This window comes from Phenylobacterium sp. (assembly GCF_965284355.1).
Classification (GTDB): Bacteria; Pseudomonadota; Alphaproteobacteria; order Caulobacterales; family Caulobacteraceae; genus Phenylobacterium.
This window is the reverse complement of the sequence record NZ_OZ260078.1, coordinates 4466625-4491034: the sequence shown is the minus strand read 5'-3', so window position 1 is coordinate 4491034 and position 24410 is coordinate 4466625. Positions and strand designations below refer to the sequence as shown.

The following is a 24410-nucleotide window of genomic DNA, read 5'->3' as shown; positions in this document are numbered from 1 at the left end:
AACCAGACCGCCGCCCCTCAGGGCGACGCGTCCGCACCGATCAATCCCGGGTCATCGCCACATGGGCCGCCCCGCCGCATCCGCCTCCGGACGCACTGATCAACTCTGACAGAACTCTCTCAAATTCGCGCGCAAACGTCAAGAACAAATTGGCAACTACTCGCTGGCGACACCAACGCCTGCGCGCTATGCTGCAGATGATCCGAGCGAGGGCCCATGCGCGCATTCCTGGTGGCGGTATCCGCCCTTGCCTTCGCAACGGCGCCGCTTGCGGCCGAGCGACTGCCGCGATTCAGGGAGGAGACACCCTACCCCACCGTGCGTGCGCAGCTGATCCGGATGGGGTACACGCCCCAGATCGTTCGAACCCGGCCCGGCGCCCACGTAAACTGCTGGCCGGAGGACCTGATGTGCCGAACCTTCCCGGAGATCGTGAGCTGCACCGGAGGCGGCGCGCTCTTCTGCTTGATGCTCTTCAAGCGGCGATCCGATGGACGGCTGTTCCTGGTTACCACAGGCGGCGAACCCCTTGACTACAAGACACCGCCGGACTTCTCGACGGTCGGCTACATCTTGCTGTCTCCCGCGACCTCGAATGATCTGCGGGACGTCGTCATCGCCAACGATGCGCGTAAGGGTCGGCCCCAGTCTCGGTGATCCGCCTCTGAGCCTCGGCTTTTGCTTTCGCCAGTTCGGCCTGCATCTGCTCGGTGGTTGTGCCGATGCGCTGGTTGTACCGCGACTTGCCGGTGCTGATCTGTGGGACAGATGCCCACTCGGCCGAGAGATTCTCCTGCAGAGTTGTCGCGTCGATTTTGCCGGACAAGTAGTCGCCGTAACCGCGCTGCTGGAGCAGTTCGCGCGCCATCATGTCCTGTACGCCAGGCGTGAAGATGTCCGTCGACTTGAGCCTCAGCGCCTTGCGCATGCGCTCGACGGTCTCGGGCTGGAACTGATATTTGCCGACGGGCCGGCTCTTCCTTCCGCTCGCGCCGGATTGCCGCCGCAGCATTTCTTCCTGCAGTTCCGCGAGTTCAGCGAAAGACATCTGCGTCACAGGCTTGGATCCAGGCGGCACGAAAGCCCCGTAACCATACGTGGTGTCGTAACTGACCGGCTGGTCGGGCGCCTCGCCAACAGCGATCCGGTCAAGGATGAACCTCGCACCCAGGTCCAATGCGGCGTCGCGCTTCGTGTAGATTCCCTGTTTCGTACCCGGGACTTGAGCCTTCACGGCGCCCGACGGCTCGGAGCCGACCATCGGTGGACGGGGTCCCGGCCCTGTCGCCGCCGGAGCGCCTTGCTGAAGCGCACGAACACGCTGCCACTCGGCCGACGGCATCCCATCATTCAGCACCCAGACCGGTGCAGCGGGATCGATGCCGCCGTTGGGATCGCCGTTCCCGACCTGCAGACTCCGACGCTTCTGCCATTCATCCGGCGCCAAGTCGTCGTCGAGAAATGTCGCCATCCAGTCCTCCCAGGGTGTCAGATCATCGCGGAGCTCGGCAAAGTCGATCTGCCGGTGAAGCAAGAAAAAGCCCGCGCGAGCCAGGCCCGGCGGGTGAAGACGGCCCAGAAGCGCCGCATCGAATGTCACTGAACCAGACCGCCCGCCATTCAGGCCGGCGCGTCCGCACTGATCAGTCCCGGGCCGCCCTCACCTGGGCCGCTTCGTCGCATCCACCTCCGGACGCACGGATCAACTCTGACAGAGCTCTCTCAAATTCGCCCGCAGATATCAAGAACGAATCACGAACATTGGCAGTGGCGCCGACGCGCGAGGTTCGCTATTCTGCGGCCGCATCACACGGATGATCCGTTACATGCGGCTCACGGCCCTTGCCCTGGTGATTTCACTCTGCGCCGCAAACCCCGGCGCGGCGGAGCCTGCGTCACATCGCGCATCTGTCGCGGAGCCGCTACCGGCGATTCCCAAGAACACGCCATACCCCGAAGCCCGCGGACGCCTCATCCTCTCGGGCGTCGATCCCGTCCCCGTCGGACCGCGGCCCGGCCACCTGGCGCCCTGCCCCTACGACACGCTGTTCTGCCAGACCTACAAGGAGATCGTGGCGTGCGGCGTGGGGGGCTGGATGCAGCACTGCATGTTTCTGTTCCGTCGGCGGTCCGACGGGCAGCTGCTGATCGTCCATACGTCTGGCGAAGCCGACACGGCGGTCTTTCCCGCCGACTTTCGCGGCATCCGCATCAACGGGATCGAGAAGGCCACGCTCGACGACATCCCCTATGACGCCGTCATCGCCAGCGGCGCGCGTAAGGATCGGCGTTGAACGTCGTTATGCGCTCCTGGGCTTCCAGCCGGCTCTTCGTCAAGACCCTCTGCATGTCTTGGGTCGTCATTCTGAGCGGCTGATGGTGCCTAGACTTCCCGGTACTGGGCTCCGGGATGGACGACCACTTCGGCGCGATGCGCGCTTGGAACGTCGGCCCGTCGATCTTCCCCGTTAGGAAGTCGCCATATCCCTTCTCGGCGAGGATCTCGCGCGCCATCATGTCCTGGACGCCGGCTGTGAAGCGATCGGTTTCTTTCAGTCCCAGTTTGACCCTCAGCCGCTCGGCCTCGCCTTGGAGGAACTGGTACTTGCCGACGGCGGAGCTTCGCATATCGGCCCCGGCTTGACGGCGCTGCATCTCCTTCTGAAGCGCCGCGACCTCGCGAAACGTCATGTCCGTGAGCTTCTTGGAGCCTTCTGGCACAAAGGCCCCGAAGCCGTAGGTCACGTCATAGCTCGGCGTACGACCCTTCTGCTCTCCGATCCCGATCTGGTCGAGGAGCGTCCCCGCGCCCAGATCCCGGGCGGCGTCCCGCTTCGAATACGTCGCAGGCCCAGCGACCGGCTTCGCACCTACCGCCTGTTGCGCACGAACACGCTGCCACTCCGCCGTCGGCATCCCGTCGTCGAGCACCCAAGTCGGCGCGGCGGGATCGATGCCGCCATTGGGGTCGCCGCTCCCGACCTGCAGACCTCGACGCTTCTGCCATTCGTCCGTCGACAAGTCGTCGTCGAGAAATGTCGCTATCCCGTCCTCCAAGGACTCAGATCATCGCGGAGCTCGGCAAGCTCGACCTGCCGGCGAAGCGTCAAGAAGAAGCCCGCGCGGGCCAGGCCCGGCGGGTGAAGGCGGCTGCGTACGCCGCATCCAATGTCACTGAACCAGACCGCCCGCCCTTGAGGCCGATGCGTCCGCACCGATCAGTCCCGGGCCGCCACCCCTTGGGCCGCCCTGCCGCATCCGCCTCCGGACGCAGTAATCAACTCTGACAGAACTCTCTCAAATTCGCGCGCAAATGTCAAGAACAAAGCGCGAACATCACGACGTGTGGTCATCACCGTCGAACAGGCTGAACCTTCGCGCCAGCGCGACATAGATCAGCGTCGCGGCCAGCGCGACGACCTGCACGTAGACCGAGGTCACGTACCCGTCAGGCTCCAAGCCATGGATCGCAGTCTCGACGATGAAGAGGGTGGCCGCCGCGCCGAGATATCCAAGCCGCAGGAAAGGCGGATCCGGTCGGATAAGGCGCTGGCGAAGCAGCACTGCGGGGACGCCCAGAAGCAGCCCAGCCATCACTGCGCCGTAGGACCAGAATACTGATAGCGCCAAAGGGTGGGCGTAAAGTTCACCGCCGTCCCAGCCGCCGCCCAACGCGATCAAGGCCGCGAGTTCCAGCAAGAGCGCCAATACCAAAGGCGCGAGACCCAAGGCGGCAAGCAGCACCAACCAACAGGCCAGGAAACGTCGAACACGGCTGAACAGAAGCGCCAGTTCGTCCGGTTGGCCTGCAGTCATGCGCAGAACACACCATGAACTAATCCGCGGCGCAATGGGCATCAACGGAGCGGGCGACCTCGCAGATCGGTACGAAACAGGATGGTCTGCTCGGTCGATCCCTGAGGGCCCGGGCGCGACCGCTTCGGGACGACAGGGAGCCCGACCTTGCGCGCGATCCGGCCAGCATAGAAGGAGGTACGATCCATGTCGTTCTCGGCCCACCAGTCGATCTCGTCGCCTCGCCTCTGGCCCGCCAGGGCAAAGGTGCCGATCACATGCGACGCCTGGTTGCCCGCGACAGCGTCTTCAATGAACTCGCTCACGCCGAAATCCGCCCGCCTTGGGTTGACGAACATGTCCACGCCTCCGTTTCTCTGTTTCCAGAGCCCAAGCGTGTCCTGAACGTGCTCTTGCACACTCGGCGCCATCGCAAATTCTCTTGAGAATGCGGATTGCGGCCCGAGTACGCGGCGTTGCGGCCCGTCGCCCCTGCGAAACTCCTCGTAGAGACGACCGGGCCCTGGATCGCCCACGGCGCCTTGCCGCAGGAACGGTGCGGGCGGCATAGTGACAAGGCGAGCACCAGTCTCGGCCGCGCGTACCCGCTGGGCTTCCTGGACCTGCGCCATACGCGTCTGCGCTCGAGCGGCCGACGTGACGGCGGAACCTGCAACCGCTGTGAATTGCCGGACAGCGCGCTCACCCCTTCGCAGTCCTTCGCCCACAGCTTCCTTCACTCGATCGCCGGCTCGTTGGGCTTGCTCGACCTGCCGTTCATGAGCGCGTCCAAGCGCTTCAAGCTCAAGCTCCGTTCGGGCCTTGATATCGCGTCCCGCGCGTGTGCCGGACTGCCAGACCTGACGTCCCACATCCGCCCAACCTCGGCGAAGGTCTGCCAGGTCTTGCGCGGAGACCTGAAAGCGCCGGCGCCAGTGTAGGGGGCCATCTTGGGTCATCGGACCCATCCCTGTCGCGCCAGCGGGTTCGCAACTCCGACGCGGCCGCCACGACAGCCATGAATCCCTCGAGAATGTCGTCGTCAGACAATGGCTTCGCCCCATGCGCTAAGGCCCGCGAAAGGCCAGGCCCGGCGGGTGAAGGCGGCCCCGAAGCGCCGCGTCAAATGTCACTGGATCGGACCGCCCGCCCCTCAGGCCCACGCGTCCGCACCGATCAGTCCCGAGCCGCCCCCCTGGGCCGCCCCGCTGCATCCGCCTCCGGACATTCAGATCGGCATCGCCGCGCGGTCGGCGCCGCTACTCGTCCTCGCCGGCGTCCAGCTCGGCCACCAGCCGCCGCAGCCGCGCCAGGTCGTCGGGCGACGGTCGTCGCTCATGGGTGACGTGGGCCACCATCGCCGCCACCTGGCCGCCGAACAGCCGGTCGACCACACCCTGGCTCTCGGCCGTCAGCCAGGCGTCACGCGTCAGCTGCGCCGCATACGACGCCCCGCCGCCCGGCGCCCGGGTCGAGGCCAAAGCGCCCTTCAGCATCAGCCGGTGGACCAGCGTGCGACACGTGCTCTCGCTCCACCCTGTCTGCGGCAGCACGGCGCCCAGCAGGTCGGCGGCGGAAAGTCCCTCGGACCCCGCCGCCCAGACCGTCTCCATCACCCGCATTTCCGCTTCGGTGATGCGCATGGCCATGGCGCCCTTAAGCCGCCGCTCGCCGGATCCGCGCTTCGAGGTGGCGTTCGCACAGCACCCCCACCGTGGTGGCCAGCAGGCCCAGCATGAGCGCCAGCGCCGCCTCGGCCCAGCCTGGCGCAAGCACCCCGATGCTGGGCGTCGGGCGCACGTTCGCAAGACCCACGAAGCCGGCGAACAGCACGTAGCTCGCCCCCAACGCGCCCAGCGGCGCGCCGCCCGACCGCACGATCCGCAGCCGGCCCAACGCGCCGGCCAGCGCGCGGGCGTCGCCCTTGCCAACTTTCGGCAGGTTCAGCGCCCAGATCGCCAGAGACGCTAAAGCCGCGAGGATCAACAGCGCGAGCAGCACCTGCATCTCCAGGGCGGCGTCGGCGAACACCCCGCCAACGGTCAGTCGCTCCGCGGGCGGAACAAGGGTCAGCCCATCCTCCGCACAGCCGCCACATTTCGCCGCTTCCTGCGCCTGGGCGGCGCCCGTCGCCAACGCAACGGCGCCGCCCAGGATCAAGGTCTTCAGGTTCAGACGCCGCATCGGGCGATCTCCTTTTTACAGTTGTAGCACGCAAATTGCTACACCTGTAATTTTCAGAGTCAACCGCCTTGCTACGGCGCCTGGCAACCTGCGGGGATCAGGCCGACCGGCGACGGAAGAACCCGACGATGAACAGCAGCAGGATCGCACCCACCGTGGCCACGAGCAGGCTCGGGATCAGGCCCGAACCCACGCCGATGCCCAGCGTCGTCGCAAGGAAGCTGCCCAGGAACGCGCCGACCACGCCGACGATCAGGTTCGTGAGCAGGCCGTGGTTCCGCCGCATCACCTTTTCCGCGATGAACCCGGCCAGAATGCCGATGATGATCGCGCCAATTATTCCAACACCGCTCATGGAAATCTCCTCCTGCATCGAGAGCCCTCCCCCAACACTGAGCGGGGCTGTAGGTTGCATCGGAAGATCGTGATGAGAGGGATGGGGGTCAGTACGAGCGGGGTCCCGACAGCATCAGACGCATATAGAGCACCGTCGCGATCGCCACGCCCACGCTCGTCAGTGGTCGCGCCTCGACCAGCGACAAGAGTTCGTGAATGAAATTCGGCATTCGCCTTAACCCTGCGAGCGCCCCCGACACCCCCTTGTGCGCCGGCCATGCCTAACGCGTCTTCAACCCAGGCCGTTAACGTCACGCGCCATCCCGACGCAGGGCTCTATCCCATCCACGACAGGCCGCCGCTGTAGGACCGCCTCACGGACCGCGGCGCCCCGTCGCCGACCGCCGCGCGGCCCGCGCCCAGGCGGTTCAGCGCGAACTCCCCGAAGGCGTCCGCCCCATGGCTCGCGTGGTCGTGCAGCGGGCCGCCATAGGTCATCGTCGCCCGGCTCCAGCGCTTGCGGTAGGCGCGCAGGCGCTCCAGCCCCTGCGCGCACCGCTCGGCGTCGAACCAGCACATCGGGATCATCAGGCGCGCGGCGTTCACGCGCTCCTCCGGATCGGCCGCCGCCCCCACCACGATCCGCGACAGCCCCAGCGACCCCAGGGTCTCGTACCGCGACCGCCCGGTGGCCAGCTCGCGCACCATCACGTCGTGCGGCAGGTGGTGGCTGCCCCAGGCGTAGGGCTTGGCCGCGATAGCCTGCCGCACGATCTGATCCAGACCCTGGCCGTTGGTCTCGAAGTAGTCGACCACCCGAACCTCGCGCCCCACCTGCTGGAAGAACCAGATGGCCGTGTAGTCGTCGATGCCCAGATCCCACGCCGTGTCGACCCTCAGCGCCGGGTCCACCGGCACGCGCCCGATCCGCCCCGCCACGTCCGCCTGGCCCAGCGCGCTGGCGTAGTAGGCGCCGGGCGCCGCCGCATCAAAGTCCACCAGGTACTCCGACGCGAACCGCGCATGCCCCTCCTCCTCCGACCCCAGCTCGGCGACCAGCTCGCGCCGCTCGCGCTCCAACTGCTCGGGCGTGAACACGTCGGTGTCGCGGGCCGAGGCGCGGATGCACAGCCACTCGTCGGGTTCCAGGTTCCGGCTGTCGAACGCCCGCGTCGCATGGTTGCGCCCGCGCGGCGTCCAGAGAAACAACGCCCAGCCGCCGTTCTCCACCAGGATCGGCCGGATGTGCGCCCACGCCTGCGGATCGGCCAGCGACCACTCAGAGAACACCACGCCCCGCGGCGGCGCGCCCATCAGGCTGTTGTAGTTGTCCGAACCCAGCACCTGCCAGACCGAGCCGTTGCTCAGCTCGATCCGCATTTCGTCCTCCAGCGTCCGCGTCCGGAACTGCGGCGGAAAGGCTTCGTCGATCCGCTTCAGCCCGGTGTGCGGGTTCACGGCGGTCCAGATCGCCTTGCGTCCCTGCGCGGCCTCGGGCAGCAGGTGCCAGTAGACGCCGGGCTTGCTTGATGCCGCCGCCGCAGCCCAATGCAGCGCCACCTCGTCCTTGCCCCAGCGCCGGTGCGCCGCCACGTCGGCCCGCAGCCGCCCCGCCAGCAGCGCCTCCCAGACCTTCGACTGATACCCGCGTGGCACCCATGTCAGCGGCAGCCGGCAGATGTCGGGCGGCGCCTCCGCCGTCCCCGCGACCGCCTCGGCCGCCGGGGCCGCGCCCGCCGTTTCGAAGGCGTCGTCGGCCTCGGGGCCGGTGTCGTCCAGATCAGCGGTCATAGTCGATCGTGCTCCCGTCCGGCAGAATCTCGCGCGTCACCAGCTTCCCGTCGGGGCGCTCGAACGGCACGAACCTGCGAACCTCGATGATCACGCGCCGCGGTTCGGCCTTTGCCGTAGCCGCAGCCGCCGCCCCCGCCCTCGCCCCATAGCGGTGCGGCGCCCCGTGCGAGGCGTGCCAGAGCAGCGTGTTCACATGCAGACGGTCGGCCGTAGCCGTCGCCGAGGTCGCCCGCTCGGCCACCTCCAGCGCCTTCTCGGCCCGGTTGTCGGCGGCGATGTCGCGCGCCCGCGCCAGCCTTTGGGCGAACTCGGGATGCTTGTCGCGCCAGCTGTAGAGCGTCGCGTACGACGGCATGCCGTCGGTGTTGCAGAACGAGCGCCACGCCTCGCCGTTGGCGATCCGGTCGCACAGCCGGCGACCCAGTTCGACGCCATACCGGGCGTGGGTCACGCTGCCGTCCGCGTTCAGCGGCTTCTTGGGCGGCGGCTTCTGCGGCGCGCGGGGCTTCGGCCCCTTCGACGAGCCTGTGGGCATCGCATTCTCCTTGAATGGCACAGTATGTTCTGTTTTTGTTCGAACATGACACCCCGCCGGCCTGCGCCACGCCGCTATCTCAGCGACCGCGATATCGCCCGGATCCGGGCCCTGGCCATGTCGGTCAGCGAGACGTTCCAGCCTGAAATCCTCGAAGACCTCGACGCGCCCATCCGTGTCGGCGCCTGCCTGCCCGGCGGCGAGCACCACACGGGCGCGCAGGTCGTGATCCCCTGGCGTGGCCGCGTGATCCTGGGCTGGCGACTCAGCGCCGGCGCCCGGGAACGGCGCCGCCGCGCCCGGCGCTACGGCGGTCGGGCGGACTGAAAAAGTCGCGCTTTGCGACTGTGACCGCAACCGAAACGGGTTTCGGAACCCCCTTGGACCGTGGCACATTGAGGGCTGGCGTGACGTGGCCGGAACTTCGCGCAGTAACCGCCGCCGTCTGAGCGGCGCCTGAGACGAGCGTTCTGATGTCCACCGCCGCGCGCCCGCTCTGGGGCTGCAGGGCCCTCATCGTTGAGGACGACGGCCTGTTCGCCCTGGCGATGACCGAAATGCTGGCCGACCTGGGCTGCATCATCGTCGATGTCGCACCGGGCCTTGCGCGCGCCCTGGCCTCCGCGGAATTCCACGAACTCGACCTCGCGGTCGTCGACGTCAATCTCGGCGACGAAAAGGCGTTCCGCGTCGCCCACATGCTTATGGCCCGCGAAGTGCCATTCCTCTTCGCCACCGGCGCTGGCCGCGACGCTATTCCCGCGGCCTTCGACGACGTGCCCGCGCTCGCCAAGCCGTTCACAGCGGCGCAACTCGCCACCGCGCTGGTCGCCCTTGTCCCCCGGGATATCGATCGACCCCGGCCGAGGGGCAACGCTCCGGACGCCAAGTCCGTGCGCTATTGACGACGCCCGTGGCCCGACCGGGTCAGAACCCCGCGGTGTTCGTGGGCAGGTCCAGATACAGCCGCCCTGCCGTCTCCATCACGTTGGGCGAGACCATGAAGTGCTGGGTCGCCACGTGGATGTCCCGCAGCCGGCGCTGCAGCGAAGAGGCCGCATAGACCGAGGTCCCGCCCGCCAGCGTGTACATGGCGTCCACCACCGCCCGCGCCTCGGTCACCGCATACGCCACGGCCAGCCGCATGTCGCGGCTGTGCGACACGTCCACCGTTCCCGGCCCCTGCGCCGCCCTCCAGCCGGCGTCGATGGTCTCGTAGAAGAACGCCCGCGCCGACCTCAGCCTGGCCTCGGCGCGCGCCACCTCCAGCTGCGTGTGCGGCCGCTCGGCCAGCGGCGCAGACGAACCGCCACGGCGCTTCTCCTTCACCACCCGGACCGCCTCGTCGATCGCCGCGCGACCGATGCCCAGGGCCACCGCGCCGATCCCCTGCGCCAGCGGCGAGAACGGCGGGAAGCGATAGAGCGGAATGTCCGGCGGCGTCTTCACCTGCACGCCCGCGGCGAATCGCTCCTCGACGAAGACGTCCCGCACCTCGAACGCCGTGCTCCCCGTGCCCTTCAGGCCGAAGGCGTCCCAGGTGTCCAGCGAGGTCACCTGGTCCCGCCGGAAGAACAGCATGTGGTTGCGCGGCGTCCCCGCCGAATTGGCCACCGGCTGACCATCCTCGTAGATCGCACAGCCGCCCCCGATCCAGTCGGCGTTGGGCGAGCCCGAGCCCCAGTCCCACCGGCCCGTCACCCGGAAACCGCCCGGCGCCCGCTCGGCCCGGCCGTTCGCGGCGAAGACGCCGGTGGCCAGCGCGTCGGGACGGCTCATGATCGCGGCCACCGCCTCGTCCGACAGCCGGCCGAACGCCAGGCTCGTCGTGATGGCGATGAACGTCACCCAGGCGCAGGCCGAGTCCCCCGTGGCGATCGCCTCGACGATCTCGGCGCCCAGCCGCGGCGAAACCTCGTGACCCCCGAACGGCGCCCGCACATACAGGCGGTAGAACCCCGCCTCCCCCATCGCCTTCGAGACATCCGCCGGGATCCGCCCCGCCGCCTCGATCTCGGCGCTGCGCGGCGCGATCTCCACGGCGAAGGCCCGGGCCCGGGTCAGGAGGTCGTCGGTCATCGGCCAGGATCCGTAGCGAAGGTTGTCAGGCCGCGACCTTAGCGCCCCTCCGGCCAAAGCCGAACAGCGTCTCAAAGGGCTTCCCCTACGACGCCGCACCCGTCCGCAGCGCGCGCACCAGGGTCCGCAACAGCGCGACGGTCTCGGCCTCGGCGGCCGGGTCGCTCGGCTGGCGCCACGCACTCTGAATCACGACCACCACCTGCTCGGTCGGGTTGATGTAGATTCGCTGGCCGAACGCCCCCAGCGCCAGGAACGCGCCCGCGTGGAGGCCCTCCGCAAAGGGCGCCCCCGGCAGCGCCCACCAGTGGTAGCCGTACCCCGCCGGACTGCCGGCCATCAGCCGACCGAACGCCGTCGCCGCACAATCGGGCTGCCTGGCAAGATCACGCCAGCCGGTCGGCAGGACGCGTCGGCCGTTCCACGCCAAGCCATCCTCGAGCACCAGCAGGCCGAAGCGCCCGATGTCGCGCAGGCAGGCGCTGACACCGAACCCGCCCAACTCCAGGCCCTCGTCGGAGTCCAGCTGCCAAAGCCCGTCCGCCTCCATGCCCGCCGGCCCCCAGACCGTCTCCGCGAAATAGTCGGCCAGCGGGCGGCCTATGGCGGCCCGGACAACGGCCCCCAGCAGCACGCTGTCCCCGGTCGCGTAGTTGAACACCGCGCCCTGCGGCGCAGCCCGCGGCAAGGTGCGCAGCAGGTCCAGGATGGCCCCCGGCCGCCGGCTGGCCATCGCCCGGCCCAGGTGCGCCAGGTCAGGCCCGTCAGAACTGGGCCCCTCGTCCCAGGCCACGCCCGAAGCCATCCGCAGGATATTGCGCACCGTCACGCCCTCGTAGGCCGACCCGCGCAGTTGCGGCAGAAAGCGGTCGCACGTTTCGTCCAGGCTGCCGATCGCGCCGTCGCGCAGAGCCGCGCCGACCAGCGTCGCCGTCATCGACTTCGCCGTCGAAAAGCTCGCCCATCGGCTCTCCGGGCCGCTGCCCATGCCGTAGCGTTCCAGCGCGATCTCGCCGTTCTTCAGGATCAGGAACCCGGCGGTGCGCCGCCGCGCCATGAAGTCGTCGAGGGCCACCATCGCCGCCCCGACCGCATAGGCCGGCTTTGCGAGCGGCCGCGCGTGCGGCGGCAGCGGCCGCACCGCGCCGTCCCGCTGGATCACCCGGTGCGGCCAGATCTGATCCTGGTTGCGAAACGTCGCCGCCTGGTTCTCAGGCGTCGTCTTCATGATGTTGGGAGCGGCCTGCTCCGGATCTGCGGCGTCGGCGCCCATCGAAATCCCTCCCGTCGCGAGCGGCCAGATCGCGCCGGATGAAGGGCCCTTCAACGCAAGTTAAGTTGGCTTGCCGAGGTCGCTTCCGGCTGGCACGGTTGCGCCCTGATCGTCACTCCCTTAGGCCCGCGTAACCGGCTGGCTTTGGTCTGACAGACGCACCATCCCCTCGGGAAACGCCATCCATTCCGCCTGCTCGTCACACCAGACGACGACCTGCGGCGGCGGAAATCTCGGATCGGCAAACGCTCCGACCGGGATCCCGACGACCTCTGGCATCGCGGCCAGATGGGTGACGATGGTCGATCCGCAGGTCGGACAGAAGGACGTTCTGACCCGGCCGCCGGAAGACCCCACCCTCTCGAAAACTGAGAGTTCGCCGCGACGGGAGGCGATCTGCTCCACGGTCCATCGGGACGCGACCGAAAACACGCTGCCAGACCGTCGCTGGCAGCAGGTGCAGTTGCACGCCGTCACCAGCACCGGTTCGCCGGTGACCGTGACGCTGGCCTGGCCGCACAGACATGTCGCGGTGCGCTGCATCGTCGGACCTCCGCTTCCGGCTGTATCAGCGCCTGAGCTGACGTTCGATGTCCACCTCTTACTGACGCGCACCGACGAAGGCCCGTCGCAGCAGCACCCTCGACCCAATCGCCCTGTGCTCGCGGCCATCCCAACCATTCCCGCACAAGCAACACCCGACCGGTTGCACTTTCGCATCAGTCAGGCAATCTCCCCCGCCCATACATGCAGGAGCCGCCCCCATGATCACCGTCTTCGGCGAAGGCCGCGGCTTCCGTGTGGTCTGGCTGCTGGAGGAGATGGGCCTGCCCTATCGCCTCCGCCCGGTCGACATGCTCGCCGGGGTGGAGAACGATCCCGAGTTCCTGGCCATCAACCCGTCCGGCTTCATTCCCGCGATCCGGGACGGCGATGCGACCATGGTCGAGTCCATCGCGATCATGGAATACCTGATGGCCCGCTACGGCCCCACGCCGCTCGCGCCCGTCCCGCACGACCCCGCCTTCCCCGCCTACCAGCAGTTCCTGCACCTGGGCGAAGCGGGCCTCGCCGCCTCCACCTTCTTCGTGATCGTCACCAACATGCTCGCCCCCGAGGCCGAGCGCGACAACTGGACCGCCCGCAAGGCGCAGTCGACCTTCGAGAGTCGCCGCCGCCTCGTGGCCCGCCAGCTCGCCCGCTCGCCCTACGTGGCGGGCGAGGCCTTCACCGCGGCCGACATCTCCGTCACCTACGCGCTGCAACTGGCCCAGCGCACCGGCAACGCCGTCCTGACCGACCTTGAACAGGCCTACGTCGCCCGCACCACAGACCGCGATGGCTACCGGCGCGCCATGGATGCCTGCGAGGCCACCAAAGCCTGGGTCGCCGGACTGGCGGGCGGCTGACGGGCCCGAGCCACGCGAGACATTCCCGGCGCGATCCCCTACAGCCGCGTGACGGGTTCAAGGGGGCGCGAATGCCGAAACCTATCGCCGCACTGGCTGCAGTCTGCCTGCTCGCGGCCGCCGCCGGCGTCCAGGCCCAGACGCCGCCGGTTCCGGCGCCTTCCGTCCCGCCAACCAAGGCCGTCCGGCTGCTCGCGACCGGCGGCACGATCGCCGGCGCGGGCCAGGGGCCGGGCGCCAGCTACCGGGCCGGCGTGGTGCCCATCGGCGACATCCTGCGCGCCGTCCCAGGGCTGGGCGACGTCGCCAACGTCACCGCCGAACAGATCGCCAACGTCGGCAGCTACGACGTCGACGAGGCCATCTGGCGAAAGCTCCTGGACCGCATCCAGGTCGCGATCGCCGATCCGCAGGTCTCTGGCGTCGTCATCACCCATGGCACCGACACCCTGGAGGAGACCGCCTACTTCCTCAGCCTGACGACGCCCTCGACGAAACCCGTCGTCGTGGTCGGGTCGATGCGGCCAGGAACCGCGGTGTCGGCCGACGGCCCCCAGAACCTGCTCGACGCCGTGCGCGTCGCCACCGCCGACGCGGCGCGTAACCGCGGCGCGATGGTGGTCATGAACGACACAATCTTCGACCCACGCTCGGTCACCAAGTTCGACGTGCGGCGGGTGAACGCCTTCGCGGCCCCCAGCCGGGGCCCGATCGGCGACGTGCTCACCGAACGCCCGCGCTTCTTCGCCGGCGCCACCGCCCACGACGCGGCCCTCCCGGTCTCAGGCGCCCCCCTGCCCCGCGTCGCGATCGCCTACGCCTATGCCGGCGTTCGGGCGGAAGACATCCGCGCCGCCGCGTCCGGCGCCCGGGCCCTGGTGATCGCCGGCGTCGGCGCCGGATCCCTCTCGGTCGGCGCGCGCCAGGCGGTCAAGGAGCTCACCGCCGCCGGCATCCCCGTCGTCCGCACCGCCCGGCAAGGGGTCGGCGACATCTGGTACAACCCGGCCGCCGTTGGCGACCTGAGCGACGACGCCCTGGGCACGATCGCAGGCCGCGAACTCACGCCGGCCAAAGCCCGCATCCTCCTGATGCTGGCCCTGCAGACGCCCCGCGGCCGCCAGGACCTCCAGGCCCTCTTCGACCGCTACGGCGTCGCTGGCCCCTGACGCCCTGGCGGGCCGAGACTGCGCCGGACGCACTGATCAACTCTGACAGAACTCTCTCAAATTCGCGCGCGAATGTCAAGAACAAAATGCGAACATCAATGCATCGCCAGCAGATCCAGGGCCACCTTCAGCACCGCCTCCAGCCGGCCCGCATCGCGCTCGCCGCCCGCCGCCTCACGCGGCGTCTGTTCCTCGCCGCAGATCGCGTCGCAGGCCGCCACCAGGTCGGGATGCCCCGACAACCGGCGGCGGAACTCGGCCAGCCGCCGGCGCGCCGCGTCGGTCGCCTCGCCGTGGGCCAGCACATCCTCCAGCGCCGGCGGCACGAAGGGCCCGCGCACCCGCACATCCAGGGTCGAGGGGATGGACTTCTCCAGCTTCACGCGCCGGTAGACCCAGCCATAGCGCTCGCCCGCCGCCTTGGCCTCCTCGCTGATGCGCCCCTTGGCCGCCAGCCAGTCCAGGCCGTTCAGCCGCCTGTAGGGCGTGTCGCGTGGCGCCCGGCGGCCGGGCTCGGGCCCGACCACCGCCGCGCCCCGGGCGCGCGACAGCGCGACCGTCTCGGCGACGCCGTCGGCCACCGCCGCCGATTCGGCCCGCGCCCTGGCCTGTTGCTCCAGCCGGACCAGCCGGTTGCGCGCCGCCCGCTGGGCCTTGAGCGTGGGGTCCTTCGCCTTGCGGTCCCTCATCGCGCCAGCCCTCGCGCCACCACCGCGTCGGCCAGCCGGTAGACCGCTTCCGAGGCCTCGGCCTCGCCTTCGATGACCACCAGGCCGGCGGCCGAGTGGGCCAGCAGCTCGCGCAGGAACCGCCCCCGCTCCCCCGGCTTGCGCCGGCTGAGCTCGCCCGCGACCACCGCCGCGGCGTCCCGGGCCCCGCTCATCGCTTCAGCACCGGGAAGCCGCCCGCCGCCAGGGCCGCCTTCACATGCCGCGCATGCCGCGCGAACCGTGGGCGCACGGCGTCCGGGTCCCGCCGCAGAAACGACGCCTCCAGAACCAACCCACGTCCGGAACTGACGCCCAGTTCTGCGCAGGCTCGCCCCTGGGAAGCTCCGCCGCAACGGAGCACGGAATAGTTGAGAACTTCGATGTTCGCCATACGTTCTGTATATTTTCTACACCTTCTTGAGTCAAGCGGGTCCGCATGTAATCTACAGCCATGGACGGTCGCGCCGAACGGCTCAGGCAGGCCCGCATCGACAGGGGCTTCGAAACCGCCGCCGCGGCGGCGGATGCGCACGGCTGGAGCCGCAACACCTTCGCCTCGAACGAGAACGGCAACGCGCCCTTCTCCTATCGCCGCGCCAAGGAATACGCGGCCGCCTTCGGGGTCAGCGCCGAGTGGCTCTACGACGCCGCCGGTGCGATGGCGCCCACGACGCCCGTGGGGTTCGTGCCTGTGATCGGCCAGGTGGGCGCCAATCCTGACGGCACGGTCCTCTACGCCTTGGGCCAGGATCCCGCCGAGCTCACGCCCGTGCCCCCGGGCGGCACCGACCGCGCCCGCGCCCTCAAGGTCGTGGGCCATTCGATGCGCGGCCTGGCCGATGACGGCGCCCTGATCTACTTCGAGGATCAGCGCACCGCGCCCACCCCCGACATGCTGGGCCAGGTGGTGATCGTCGAGACCGATACCGACGAGGTGCTGGTCAAGCGCCTGCTCCGCGGCTCCCGCGCCGGCGTCTACGATCTCGAGAGCGTCGCAGGCCCCATGCGGCGCGACGCCCGGCTGCGCTGGGCGGCCCACATCACGGCCATCATCCCGCCCTTCCAGGCGCGCCGGATCATCCGCGGCGCGGCCTGACCGTATATTTCCTACGGCGCTTGGCGCCGGGTCTTCTGTAGATTTATTGTCAACCCATGTGCAACGAATACGCCCAGGAGCGGTCGCTCGACGAGCTGCTCAAGGAGTTCGCCCAGCTGGACCTGTCGCTGGCCTGGGACGGCGGTGCGCCCAACATGGAGCCGCGCCCCTCGATCCGCCCTACCGACCCAAGCTTCATCGTCACCGGGCGTGACGGCGGGGCCCACCTGCAGCAGATGCGCTGGGGTTTTCCGAGCCCGCGCGGGCCCATCATCAACTTCCGCTCGGACGACCGCAGCTTTCCCAAAGGCCGCTGCCTGGTCCCGATCGACGCCTTCTTCGAGTTCACGGGCCCCAAGGCGCCCAAGTCGAAGTGGCGGTTCACCCCGGCCGGCCAGCCGTTCCTGGGCGTAGCCGGACTGATCCGCGATGACCGCTTCACCCTGCTCACCTGCCCGCCCGGACCCGACATCGCGCCCTACCACGACCGCCAGATCGTGATCCTGCCTCTTGAGCACTGGGCCCAGTGGCTGGACACGACCCAGCCTGCGCCGCCCATCTCACCCGCGCCGGCCGGTACGTTGAAGGTTGTACAAATCCGATAGCTCGTGAGGGTCCGTCGGACGCGATAGCGCGCCGGCGCTGGAAACGAACCCCGGAAAACACCGAAGACCACGGAAGGCAGACCAAGCCGCGGAGCCCTTTCCGTGGCCTTCTGTGTTTTCCGGGGTTCAAATGGCAGCGCCTGCGGCGCGCGAAATCCCTCCGGGGTCAGCGCGCGCCCTGCGGCCGCCGCCTCTTTCGCAGCGAAAGAAGACTTGTCGCGTCGCCTACGGCAGGTCTTCGGCCAGGATCGACATGTTGAAGACGTACGAGCCGTCGCCGTCCTCGTCCTCGAACACCACGCCGATGAACTCCTCGCCGACGTAGACCTCGGCGCTGTCCTTCTGTTTCGGACGGGGCATCAGCGTGATCCGCGCGTTGGCGAAGGTCCCGCGCAGATGCCCTTCGATCTTGCGGATAGCTCTTTCGTCCACGCGAACGCTCCTCGAGGTCAGTTTCGGCGCGAACCTACAGAAACCCGCGCGGCGGCGAAACCTCAGATGACGTAGTCGTACACAGCCTCGGCGAGGGTGTGGTCCATGCTGCGCGCCGGCTCCTCGCAGGTCGGGCAGTTGACCAGGCGCGCAGGCACGCCCGCCGCGGTGCAGCCGGCCGGCACGTCCTTCAGCACCACCGAGCCCGACGCGACCTTCGCGTAGTCGCCGATCTTGATGTTGCCGAGCACCTTGGCGCCTGCGCCCAGCAGCACGCCCTTGCCCACCTTCGGGTGGCGATCGCCCTGCTCGGCGCCTGTGCCGCCCAGCGTCACCCCCTGCAGCATCGAGACATCGTCGCCGATCACCGCGGTCTCGCCGATCACGATGCCGGTGCCGTGGTCGACAAACACGCCTCGGCCGATGCGCGTGGCCGGATTGATGTCGACCTGAAACAGCTCGCTGCTGCGGCTCTGCAGATAGAACGCCAGCGTCTGGCGTCCCTCGCCATAGAGCCAGTGCGCAACCCGATGGGTCTGCAGCGCCAGGAAGCCCTTGAAGAAGAGGAACGGCTGGACATAGCCCTTGCAGGCCGGGTCGCGCTCGAACACCGCCTTGAGGTCCGCCTCGGCGATCTCCACCAGTGCGGGGTCGCCGTCATAGGCTTCCTCGATGGTGTCGCGCAGGCTCATGGCCCGCAGCTCCTGGTCGCCCAGCTTGCGCGCCAGCTGATAGCTCAGCGCGTCGCCCAGCGTGTCGTGGTTCAGGATCACCGCGGCCAACAGGCTGGCCAGGGCCGCCTCGTTCTTGGCGGCGGCGTAAGCTTCGTTGCGGAGCGCGGCCCATACGGGCGGCGGCGCTTTGGGGTTCACGACCTCCAGGCGCTGGCTCATCGGTTCCTCCCGACCCATGGGGTCGTCTCCCTACCCTAGTATGGCGCGCGCGAGCGCAGGCGCCAAATGCCCTTCCCTGGCCATATGGGAGGCCTTCAGCAACATCGCCACTGTCAGCACGTCCTTCAGGTCTCCGGCCATGGCGGCGTCCAGCGCCTCGCGGAACGGCACGCGGACCTTCTCCAGCGCTTCGGTGTCATCCGCGTGATGGTCCCCGTCCGCCACCGAAAGCCCCGTAGCCAGGTAGCCGAAGGCGCGCTCATCGCTCACCGAGTTCGAAAGCTGCACCTGCAGGATCTCGCGCCAGTCCGCCGCCTGCAGGCCCGTCTCCTCAGCCAGTTCACGCCGGGCGCTCTCCAGCGGATCCACGTCCAGCGGACCACCGCCCTCGGGGATCTCCCAGCTGTAGTCCCCCAGCGGGAAGCGGTGCTGGCCGACCAGCAGGGTCGTGCCGTCGTCGAACAGCGGCAGGATCGCCACGGCGTAGTTCTTGAAGCTCACGAGGCCGTAGGTGGCCGGACTGCCCGTCGGCGCCGTCGCCGCATATTGCGTGACCGCGATCCAGGGATTGTCGAAGATCGGCGTCGCCGGGCCCCGCGCCCAGGGCTTTCCATGCGACCGCAGCCACCCCGGCTTGCCACTCATCTCGGCTCCCTCGCCTTGCGGTTCGTGTCTCCGCCCCCATAAAGAGGGGCTCGTATCGCTATCCTTAAGCGCCGGAACCTGCCTTGCATCACGATCTCCCGTCCGCGCCGTCGTTCGGCGACGCCCTCCCGTTCGCCGCGGCGCCCCAGGTGCTCGACTTCCTCGCGCTGCGGCGCTCGACATCGGCCGCCACCCTGGCCGCGCCGGCCCCCAGCGAGGCTCAGCTCGCCGACCTTCTGCGTCTCGCCGCCCGCGTCCCCGACCATGGCAAGCTGACCCCGTGGCGCTTCCTGATCCTGGACGGCGGCGGCAAGGCCGACCTGGTCCAGCGCCTGGAACAGCTCGCCGGCCGCAAGGGCGAGCCGCAACTGGCCGCCAAGCTGGCAAAGCTGCGTATCCCGCCCATGGCGGTGGTGGTGATCTCGTCCCCCCGCCCCGGCGCGTCGATCCCGGAATGGGAACAGGTCCTGTCGTCCGGCGCCGTCTGTACCAGCCTGCTGTACGCGGCGCTCGCCATGGGCTTCGGCGCCAACTGGATCACCGACTGGTACAGCTACGATGCCGAAGCCTGCGAGATCCTGGGCGTGAAGGACGGCGAGCGCGTCGCCGGGGTCATGTTGCTGGGCACGCCCAGGGAAGCCCCGCTGGAACGTGAACGCCCGGCGCTCCCCCCGCTCGTCACGCGTTGGACGGCGTGAGTTCCGGCTCGAAACGAAATGCCCAGAAACACGACGGCCGGGCGACGCGTCGCGCCGTCCGGCCTGAAGTGACACGCCCGAGGAGAGATTGGGCAAGTCAGGTATAGGCCTCTCCCCAGCTTTTGGGAAGCCCGCAGGGGCGAGGTTGCAGCAGTCGGCGCCGAATTCGCCTCTCGCGAGAGTAAGGCGCCTGCGATTTGCACAAGACACTCCCCGCCGGTTTTCTGTAAACCGCCCCGGAAAGCTTCACCATTTGCTTGTCGCGCAGCAGTATTGCCGCGGTCACACAAGTGTATCCATCTTGCAACTTGCGGCGGGCTGGCTCAGCCACGCCCCCGATACGGCGCGACGCCCTGGTCCGGCATCCACAGACCGGCGGGCGCCGGCCCGGTTTGCCAGAACACGTCGATCGGGATGCCGCCGCGCGGATACCAGTAGCCGCCGATCCGCAGCCAGGCAGGCGACAGTTCCGCCACCAGTCGCCGGCCGATCGCCACCGTGCAGTCCTCGTGGAAGGCGCCGTGATTGCGGAACGCCCCGAGGTACAGCTTCAACGACTTCGACTCGACCAGCCACTCGGCCGGCACATAGTCGATCACCAGGTGGGCGAAGTCGGGCTGTCCCGTCACCGGGCATAGCGAGGTGAACTCGGGCGATGTGAACCGGACCAGATAGGTCGTGTCGGGGTGCGGATTGGGGACGCGCTCCAGGACCGCGGTCTCGGGACTGTCAAAGCCCCGCACCTCGCGGCCCAACTGCGTGAGATGGGTCTCTTCCATGCCCTGGCGTTTAGCGGGTAGTACGCCTGCAAACAACGAAACGAACGGGAGTGCGCACGATGGCCCAGGGCGACTATCAGGACTTCGTGGTGGTGGTGACGGGTTCGTCCACCGGACTCGGCCGGGCCGTGGCGGTCGAGGTCGCCTCGCGCGGCGCCAAGGCCGTGGTCATCAACTACGCCCGCAACAAGGACGACGCCGAGGAGACGGCGCGCCTCTGCCAGGCCCACGGCGCCGAGACCGTCCTGGTCCAGGGCGACGTGGCCAACGACGACGACTGCCGCAGGATCGCCGCCGCCGCCGAGCCCTACGGCCGGATCGACGCGTTGTTCAACAACGCCGGCACGACCACCTTCAACAACCACGCGAACCTCGACGGCGTGTCCGCCGACGACTTCCACAAGCTCTACGCGGTGAACGTGATCGGGCCCTATCAGATGGTCCGCGCCTGCCGCGCGCTGCTGGAGGCCGGCCCCCGTCCCGGCGCCGTTGTGATGACCGCCTCGATCGCGGGCGTCACCGGCATCGGCTCGTCGGTGCCCTACGCGGCGTCCAAGGGCGCGCTCAACACCATGACGCTCTCGCTGGCCCGCGCGCTGGCCCCGAAGATCCGAGTCAACTCGGTCTGCCCCGGGTTCATCGACACGCCCTGGTTCGGCAAGGGCATGGGTGAAGCCGCCGCCGCGAAGGTCCGCGACAATGCGGCGGCTGGGACGCCGCTCAAGGCGGCCTCGACCGCCGAGGATATCGCCGTGTCGGCGGTCTTCCTGGCGTCGCCCCACTCGCGTCATGTGACCGGAGAGACGCTGCTCGTCGACGCCGGCTCTCACCTGGGATTCGCGCCGCTCGTTGCACGCTAGGGTATTGGTGGAGGCCCCATCTGCCCATTTCTGAGGCGCCGACGCACTGAGGCGCCCATTCCTTGGTCACCCCTCCCACGGCAGGGCTGTCATCGTCCCGTCGCGTTGATCTGCGGCCCGCGCAGACGACGATGGCTGCGCCGACCGGCTCGACTGGTCGGACACTGAGAGGGGATATCAAAAATGAGAACGCTCAAACTCGCGCTGGCGGCCACGGCCGCTTCGCTCTGCTTCGCCGGCGCCGCCAACGCACAGGAGGACTCCGGTCCGTCCTTTTCGTTCAACATCGGCGCGAACACGGACTACGTCTTCCGCGGCATCAGCCAGACGGACGAGGACCCGTCGGTCTTCGGCGGCGTCGACGCCACCATGGGCATCGGCTACGCGGGCGTCTGGGTCTCGAACGTCGACTTCAGCAATGGCACTGACGCCGAGTACGACCTCTACGCCGGCATCAAGCCGACGGCCGGCCCGGTCACCTTCGACCTAGGCGTGATCTACTACGGCTACGTCGACAGCCCCAAGGGCTCGAACCAGGACTACGTGGAAGCCAAGCTCGCCGCCTCGGTGCCGGCTGGTCCGGCCACGCTGGGCGCCGCCGTGTTCTACTCGCCTGAGTTCTTCGGCGACACCGGCGACGCCTGGTACTATGAAGTCAACGCCGCGGTGACCATCCCGGACACCAAGGTCAGCGTCTCGGGCGCCCTCGGCCGCCAGGACATCGAGGTGGGCCCCGGCTACACCACCTGGAACGCCGGCATCGGCTACGCCTTGACCGACCACATCGCCCTCGACCTGCGCTACTGGGACACCGCCAAGGACAAGTTCGGCGCGATCTCGGAAGGCCGTGTCGTCGGCGGCATCAAGTTCGTCTGGTAGCACACCGAACATTAGCCCTTCGGGGTCTAGGGAAGCCGTCGCGTCACCGCGGCGGCTTTTCTGTTTGCGCCGACGGCCGCCAGTTCCTACGTTCCTGCGCTCGTTCAGCGCCCATTCCCGTTCTATTTCGGGCGCTTGCGCCGCGGAAATCACCCCACGGCCCCAAGTTTCGCTAGCGGCGTCGCCCTCGGCGCTTATGGTTAGGAATCGATACGTGAGTGGAGTGCGACGCATGGAGCGGATGGCCGTCCGGGCCCAGACCGTCGTGTTCGACGCCCTGCTGGCCTCCCTCGCCTTCGCCATCGCCTTCTTCGTCGCCCCCACCCAGCCCGAGCTCGGGTTCGGCGAGGCGGGCGCGCTCAGCTTCTTCCAGTTCGCCGCCCTCTACGCCGCGATCGCCGCGGCCTTCAGCCTGGCGTTCAGGAGCGAGCTTTCGCCCTGGCGCTACGTCTCCATCCCCGACGCCCTGGTCCTGGCGCGCATCGCGCTCCTGACCGTCGGCGTGTTCCTACTGTTCGTCTTCGTGCTGGACCGCGCCGAGGGCCTGCCGCGCTCCACCCTGGTGATGGCGCCGCTGTTCCAGATGGTCATTTCGATGGGCGTCCGCATCCTGCGCCGCGCTCTGCACGAGCACGCGCTCGAGAGCTTCTCGCCGCTCAAGCCCATCACCGACCGCCTGACCCAGGCCCCCCACCTGCTGCTGATCGGCCCGCCGTCGCTAGCCGACACCTATCTCCGCGACGCCGCCCGTGATCCCGACCGCACGTTCAACGCCGTCGGCATCATCGGCACCGACCGCAGGGACGTGGGCGCCCAGGTGCGCGGTGTCTGCATCCTCGAGGCCATCGACCGCCTGGACGAGGCGCTGGCCGACCTGCGCCGCTGGAACCGCTACCCCCGCGCCATCCTGTTCCTGGAAGAGCCTGGCAAGCTGAAGGGTCTCACCGCCGACCAGCTGGGCCGCCTCAAGAACGACGGCATCCGCCTCCTGCGCCTGCCCTCCATCGTCGAGTTGTCGCAGCACGACGGCCTCACCTTGCTGCCGATGCGCGACATCAACATCGAGGAGTTGCTGGCCCGCGAGCCCATCGAACTCGACCGGATGGCCGTGAGCCACCTCCTGGCCGGCAAGCGCGTGCTCATCACCGGCGCTGGCGGGTCGATCGGCTCGGAACTGTGCCGCCAGGTCGCGAACTTCGGCTGCGCGCACCTCACCGTCCTCGACTTCTCCGAAACGGCGCTCTTCGAGATCGAGCGCGAGATGCGCGAGACGTTCCCGCACATGCCGGTCAAGGCGGTGCTGTGCGACGTGCGTCATGCCGCCAGGACAGTCGCGATCTTCCAGGAAGAGCGCCCCGACCTCGTGTTCCACGCCGCGGCGCTGAAACACGTCTCGATGGTCGAACGTCATCCCCGCGAGGGGCTGCTCACCAATGTCGTGGGCACCTGGAACGTCGCCGAGGCCGCGAAGGCCGCGAACGCGGGCCAGATGGTGCTGATCTCCACCGACAAGGCGGTCGATCCCACCAATGTCATGGGCGCGACGAAGCGCCTGGCCGAGGCGGTGATCCACGCCCAGCAGGCCACCAGCAACAGCGACACCCGCTTCTCGGCCGTGCGCTTCGGCAACGTGCTGGGGTCGTCGGGCTCGGTGGTGCCGATCTTCAAGTCGCAGATCGAGCGCGGCGGGCCGCTCACCGTGACCCACCCCGAGATGACCCGCTTCTTCATGACCATCCCCGAGGCGGCCCAGTTGGTGCTGCATGCCACGGCGGCCTGCCATGAGGACGACCGCCACGACTCGCGGCTGTTCCTGCTGGAAATGGGCGAGCCGGTCAGCATCCTGGACCTCGCCCGCCAGATGATCGCGCTCAGCGGCCGCCGGGACATCGAGATCGAGATCACCGGTCTGCGCCCCGGCGAGAAGCTGACCGAGGCCCTGCTGGATGAGACCGAGACCTCGCTGCCCGCCGCGCCCAAGGTGCTGGAGGTGATCTCCAACTCGGCGCTACGGATGACGGCCGGCCACCTGGAAGATCTCGCCCGCATCGCGCGCGACGGCCCGTCCGAAGAGGTTCGCCGCGCCCTGTTCGAGCTGGTCGCGCAGGTCCGCGGGGAGAAGCCGGCCGGCCAGCCCAGCCTCCGCGTGATCGCCGGCTCCGGCAGCTAGAGCCCGTCCCGGTTGGCTTGAATCAAGCCAACCGGGAGAAACGGGCTCGTCGTCTTCCTGCTGGAGCGC

General features: G+C 68.7%; 32 protein-coding genes. 13 read left to right on the top strand and 19 right to left on the bottom strand.

From position 1 onward, the window contains the following. Positions 1-216: 216 nt before the first annotated feature. Positions 217-657: a hypothetical protein gene (locus ACQ66R_RS22015; RefSeq protein WP_430425578.1), complete on the top strand. Its 441-nt coding sequence runs from the start codon at positions 217-219 to the stop codon at positions 655-657. On the opposite strand, the gene ACQ66R_RS22010 is transcribed toward ACQ66R_RS22015, so the two are convergent. Beyond that, entirely contained in the window at positions 614-1600 is a 987-nt protein-coding gene (locus tag ACQ66R_RS22010; protein ID WP_430425576.1) for a hypothetical protein, read from the bottom strand. The genes ACQ66R_RS22015 and ACQ66R_RS22010 overlap by 44 nt on opposite strands. Before the next feature lie 226 nt (positions 1601-1826). On the opposite strand from ACQ66R_RS22010, the gene ACQ66R_RS22005 reads away from it, so the two are divergent. Continuing rightward, positions 1827-2294, top strand: a complete 468-nt coding sequence (locus tag ACQ66R_RS22005) for a hypothetical protein (RefSeq protein ID WP_430425574.1) — start codon at positions 1827-1829, stop codon at positions 2292-2294. On the opposite strand, the gene ACQ66R_RS22000 is transcribed toward ACQ66R_RS22005, so the two are convergent. The 3 genes from ACQ66R_RS22000 to ACQ66R_RS21990 form a co-directional block, all read right to left on the bottom strand. Further along, positions 2260-3057 carry a hypothetical protein gene (locus ACQ66R_RS22000; protein ID WP_430425573.1) on the bottom strand — a complete coding sequence of 266 codons (798 nt, stop codon included), beginning with the start codon at positions 3055-3057 and terminating at the stop codon, positions 2260-2262. The two genes, ACQ66R_RS22005 and ACQ66R_RS22000, sit on opposite strands and share 35 nt — an antisense overlap. A 279-nt stretch (positions 3058-3336) precedes the next feature. Then, entirely contained in the window at positions 3337-3816 is a 480-nt protein-coding gene (locus ACQ66R_RS21995; RefSeq protein WP_430425571.1) for a hypothetical protein, read from the bottom strand. Positions 3817-3857: 41 nt separating this feature from the next. Further along, positions 3858-4154 (bottom strand): hypothetical protein, encoded by a 297-nt coding sequence (locus ACQ66R_RS21990; protein ID WP_430425569.1) that lies wholly within the window; start codon positions 4152-4154, stop codon positions 3858-3860. A 96-nt stretch (positions 4155-4250) separates the two neighbouring features. On the opposite strand from ACQ66R_RS21990, the gene ACQ66R_RS21985 reads away from it, so the two are divergent. Continuing rightward, complete coding sequence (locus tag ACQ66R_RS21985; protein WP_430425567.1) at positions 4251-4736, top strand: hypothetical protein; 486 nt, start codon at positions 4251-4253, stop codon at positions 4734-4736. 318 nt (positions 4737-5054) lie between these two features. Here ACQ66R_RS21985 and ACQ66R_RS21980 read toward each other — a convergent pair whose 3' ends face one another. The 6 genes from ACQ66R_RS21980 to ACQ66R_RS21955 all read right to left on the bottom strand — a co-directional run bounded on the left by ACQ66R_RS21980 (position 5055) and on the right by ACQ66R_RS21955 (position 8644). Then, positions 5055-5444, bottom strand: coding sequence for a BlaI/MecI/CopY family transcriptional regulator (locus ACQ66R_RS21980; protein ID WP_430425566.1), 390 nt, complete (start codon positions 5442-5444; stop codon positions 5055-5057). A 7-nt stretch (positions 5445-5451) separates the two neighbouring features. Then, positions 5452-5979, bottom strand: coding sequence for a hypothetical protein (locus ACQ66R_RS21975; protein WP_430425564.1), 528 nt, complete (start codon positions 5977-5979; stop codon positions 5452-5454). Positions 5980-6076: 97 nt separating this feature from the next. Then, the gene (locus tag ACQ66R_RS21970) at positions 6077-6334 is read right to left on the bottom strand and encodes a GlsB/YeaQ/YmgE family stress response membrane protein (protein ID WP_430425562.1); all 258 of its coding nucleotides are present in this window, start codon (positions 6332-6334) and stop codon (positions 6077-6079) included. An 88-nt stretch (positions 6335-6422) separates the two neighbouring features. Beyond that, a complete protein-coding gene (locus ACQ66R_RS21965; protein WP_430425560.1) occupies positions 6423-6545 on the bottom strand; it encodes a hypothetical protein in 123 nt (40 codons plus the stop codon). 106 nt (positions 6546-6651) lie between these two features. Continuing rightward, positions 6652-8106, bottom strand: coding sequence for a hypothetical protein (locus ACQ66R_RS21960; RefSeq protein WP_430425558.1), 1455 nt, complete (start codon positions 8104-8106; stop codon positions 6652-6654). Further along, positions 8096-8644: a hypothetical protein gene (locus ACQ66R_RS21955; protein WP_430425557.1), complete on the bottom strand. Its 549-nt coding sequence runs from the start codon at positions 8642-8644 to the stop codon at positions 8096-8098. Before ACQ66R_RS21955 ends, ACQ66R_RS21960 begins: the two co-directional genes overlap by 11 nt. Before the next feature lie 45 nt (positions 8645-8689). Between ACQ66R_RS21955 and ACQ66R_RS21950 the strand changes: the two genes are divergently transcribed. Then, entirely contained in the window at positions 8690-8971 is a 282-nt protein-coding gene (locus ACQ66R_RS21950) for a hypothetical protein (protein ID WP_430425555.1), read from the top strand. A 146-nt stretch (positions 8972-9117) separates the two neighbouring features. Further along, complete coding sequence (locus tag ACQ66R_RS21945) at positions 9118-9549, top strand: response regulator (protein ID WP_430425553.1); 432 nt, start codon at positions 9118-9120, stop codon at positions 9547-9549. A gap of 22 nt (positions 9550-9571) precedes the next feature. Here the strand turns inward: ACQ66R_RS21945 and ACQ66R_RS21940 are convergent, their stop codons facing one another. The 3 genes from ACQ66R_RS21940 to ACQ66R_RS21930 form a co-directional block, all read right to left on the bottom strand. Then, positions 9572-10723, bottom strand: coding sequence for an acyl-CoA dehydrogenase family protein (locus ACQ66R_RS21940; RefSeq protein WP_430425551.1), 1152 nt, complete (start codon positions 10721-10723; stop codon positions 9572-9574). Positions 10724-10808: 85 nt separating this feature from the next. Further along, positions 10809-11996, bottom strand: a complete 1188-nt coding sequence (locus ACQ66R_RS21935) for a serine hydrolase domain-containing protein (RefSeq protein ID WP_430425549.1) — start codon at positions 11994-11996, stop codon at positions 10809-10811. Positions 11997-12116: 120 nt separating this feature from the next. After that, positions 12117-12539 (bottom strand): GFA family protein, encoded by a 423-nt coding sequence (locus ACQ66R_RS21930; protein WP_430425547.1) that lies wholly within the window; start codon positions 12537-12539, stop codon positions 12117-12119. Between the two features lie 221 nt (positions 12540-12760). On the opposite strand from ACQ66R_RS21930, the gene ACQ66R_RS21925 reads away from it, so the two are divergent. Together ACQ66R_RS21925 and ACQ66R_RS21920 are read left to right on the top strand one after the other, a co-directional pair. Beyond that, positions 12761-13405: a glutathione S-transferase family protein gene (locus ACQ66R_RS21925; protein ID WP_430425546.1), complete on the top strand. Its 645-nt coding sequence runs from the start codon at positions 12761-12763 to the stop codon at positions 13403-13405. A gap of 71 nt (positions 13406-13476) precedes the next feature. Continuing rightward, positions 13477-14574: an asparaginase gene (locus tag ACQ66R_RS21920; RefSeq protein ID WP_430425544.1), complete on the top strand. Its 1098-nt coding sequence runs from the start codon at positions 13477-13479 to the stop codon at positions 14572-14574. A 95-nt stretch (positions 14575-14669) separates the two neighbouring features. Here the strand turns inward: ACQ66R_RS21920 and ACQ66R_RS21915 are convergent, their stop codons facing one another. Both ACQ66R_RS21915 and ACQ66R_RS21910 read right to left on the bottom strand, forming a co-directional pair. Then, positions 14670-15263 carry a hypothetical protein gene (locus ACQ66R_RS21915; protein WP_430425542.1) on the bottom strand — a complete coding sequence of 198 codons (594 nt, stop codon included), beginning with the start codon at positions 15261-15263 and terminating at the stop codon, positions 14670-14672. Next, complete coding sequence (locus tag ACQ66R_RS21910) at positions 15260-15457, bottom strand: hypothetical protein (protein WP_430425540.1); 198 nt, start codon at positions 15455-15457, stop codon at positions 15260-15262. The genes ACQ66R_RS21915 and ACQ66R_RS21910 overlap by 4 nt, the downstream gene beginning before the upstream one ends. A gap of 278 nt (positions 15458-15735) precedes the next feature. On the opposite strand from ACQ66R_RS21910, the gene ACQ66R_RS21905 reads away from it, so the two are divergent. After that, positions 15736-16380 (top strand): S24 family peptidase, encoded by a 645-nt coding sequence (locus tag ACQ66R_RS21905; RefSeq protein ID WP_293360392.1) that lies wholly within the window; start codon positions 15736-15738, stop codon positions 16378-16380. A 56-nt stretch (positions 16381-16436) separates the two neighbouring features. Next, positions 16437-16985 carry an SOS response-associated peptidase gene (locus ACQ66R_RS21900; protein ID WP_430425537.1) on the top strand — a complete coding sequence of 183 codons (549 nt, stop codon included), beginning with the start codon at positions 16437-16439 and terminating at the stop codon, positions 16983-16985. Positions 16986-17210: 225 nt separating this feature from the next. Here the strand turns inward: ACQ66R_RS21900 and ACQ66R_RS21895 are convergent, their stop codons facing one another. The 3 genes from ACQ66R_RS21895 to ACQ66R_RS21885 all read right to left on the bottom strand — a co-directional run bounded on the left by ACQ66R_RS21895 (position 17211) and on the right by ACQ66R_RS21885 (position 18955). Continuing rightward, complete coding sequence (locus ACQ66R_RS21895) at positions 17211-17417, bottom strand: DUF3126 family protein (protein WP_293360389.1); 207 nt, start codon at positions 17415-17417, stop codon at positions 17211-17213. Positions 17418-17479: 62 nt separating this feature from the next. Beyond that, complete coding sequence (gene cysE / locus ACQ66R_RS21890) at positions 17480-18310, bottom strand: serine O-acetyltransferase (protein ID WP_430425535.1); 831 nt, start codon at positions 18308-18310, stop codon at positions 17480-17482. A gap of 30 nt (positions 18311-18340) precedes the next feature. Next, the gene (locus ACQ66R_RS21885) at positions 18341-18955 is read right to left on the bottom strand and encodes an NUDIX domain-containing protein (protein WP_430425533.1); all 615 of its coding nucleotides are present in this window, start codon (positions 18953-18955) and stop codon (positions 18341-18343) included. A gap of 83 nt (positions 18956-19038) precedes the next feature. Here ACQ66R_RS21885 and ACQ66R_RS21880 point away from each other — a divergent pair, with 83 nt between their 5' ends. Then, complete coding sequence (locus ACQ66R_RS21880) at positions 19039-19653, top strand: nitroreductase family protein (protein ID WP_430425532.1); 615 nt, start codon at positions 19039-19041, stop codon at positions 19651-19653. Between the two features lie 323 nt (positions 19654-19976). Here the strand turns inward: ACQ66R_RS21880 and queF are convergent, their stop codons facing one another. After that, positions 19977-20432 (bottom strand): preQ(1) synthase, encoded by a 456-nt coding sequence (gene queF / locus ACQ66R_RS21875; protein WP_430425530.1) that lies wholly within the window; start codon positions 20430-20432, stop codon positions 19977-19979. A gap of 59 nt (positions 20433-20491) precedes the next feature. Between queF and ACQ66R_RS21870 the strand changes: the two genes are divergently transcribed. From ACQ66R_RS21870 to ACQ66R_RS21860, 3 genes are all read left to right on the top strand, one after another. After that, positions 20492-21292, top strand: a complete 801-nt coding sequence (locus ACQ66R_RS21870; RefSeq protein WP_430425528.1) for an SDR family NAD(P)-dependent oxidoreductase — start codon at positions 20492-20494, stop codon at positions 21290-21292. Positions 21293-21475: 183 nt separating this feature from the next. Continuing rightward, a complete protein-coding gene (locus ACQ66R_RS21865; protein WP_430425526.1) occupies positions 21476-22171 on the top strand; it encodes a TorF family putative porin in 696 nt (231 codons plus the stop codon). Positions 22172-22403: 232 nt separating this feature from the next. Then, complete coding sequence (locus tag ACQ66R_RS21860) at positions 22404-24341, top strand: polysaccharide biosynthesis protein (protein WP_430425524.1); 1938 nt, start codon at positions 22404-22406, stop codon at positions 24339-24341. Positions 24342-24410 lie beyond the last annotated feature (69 nt).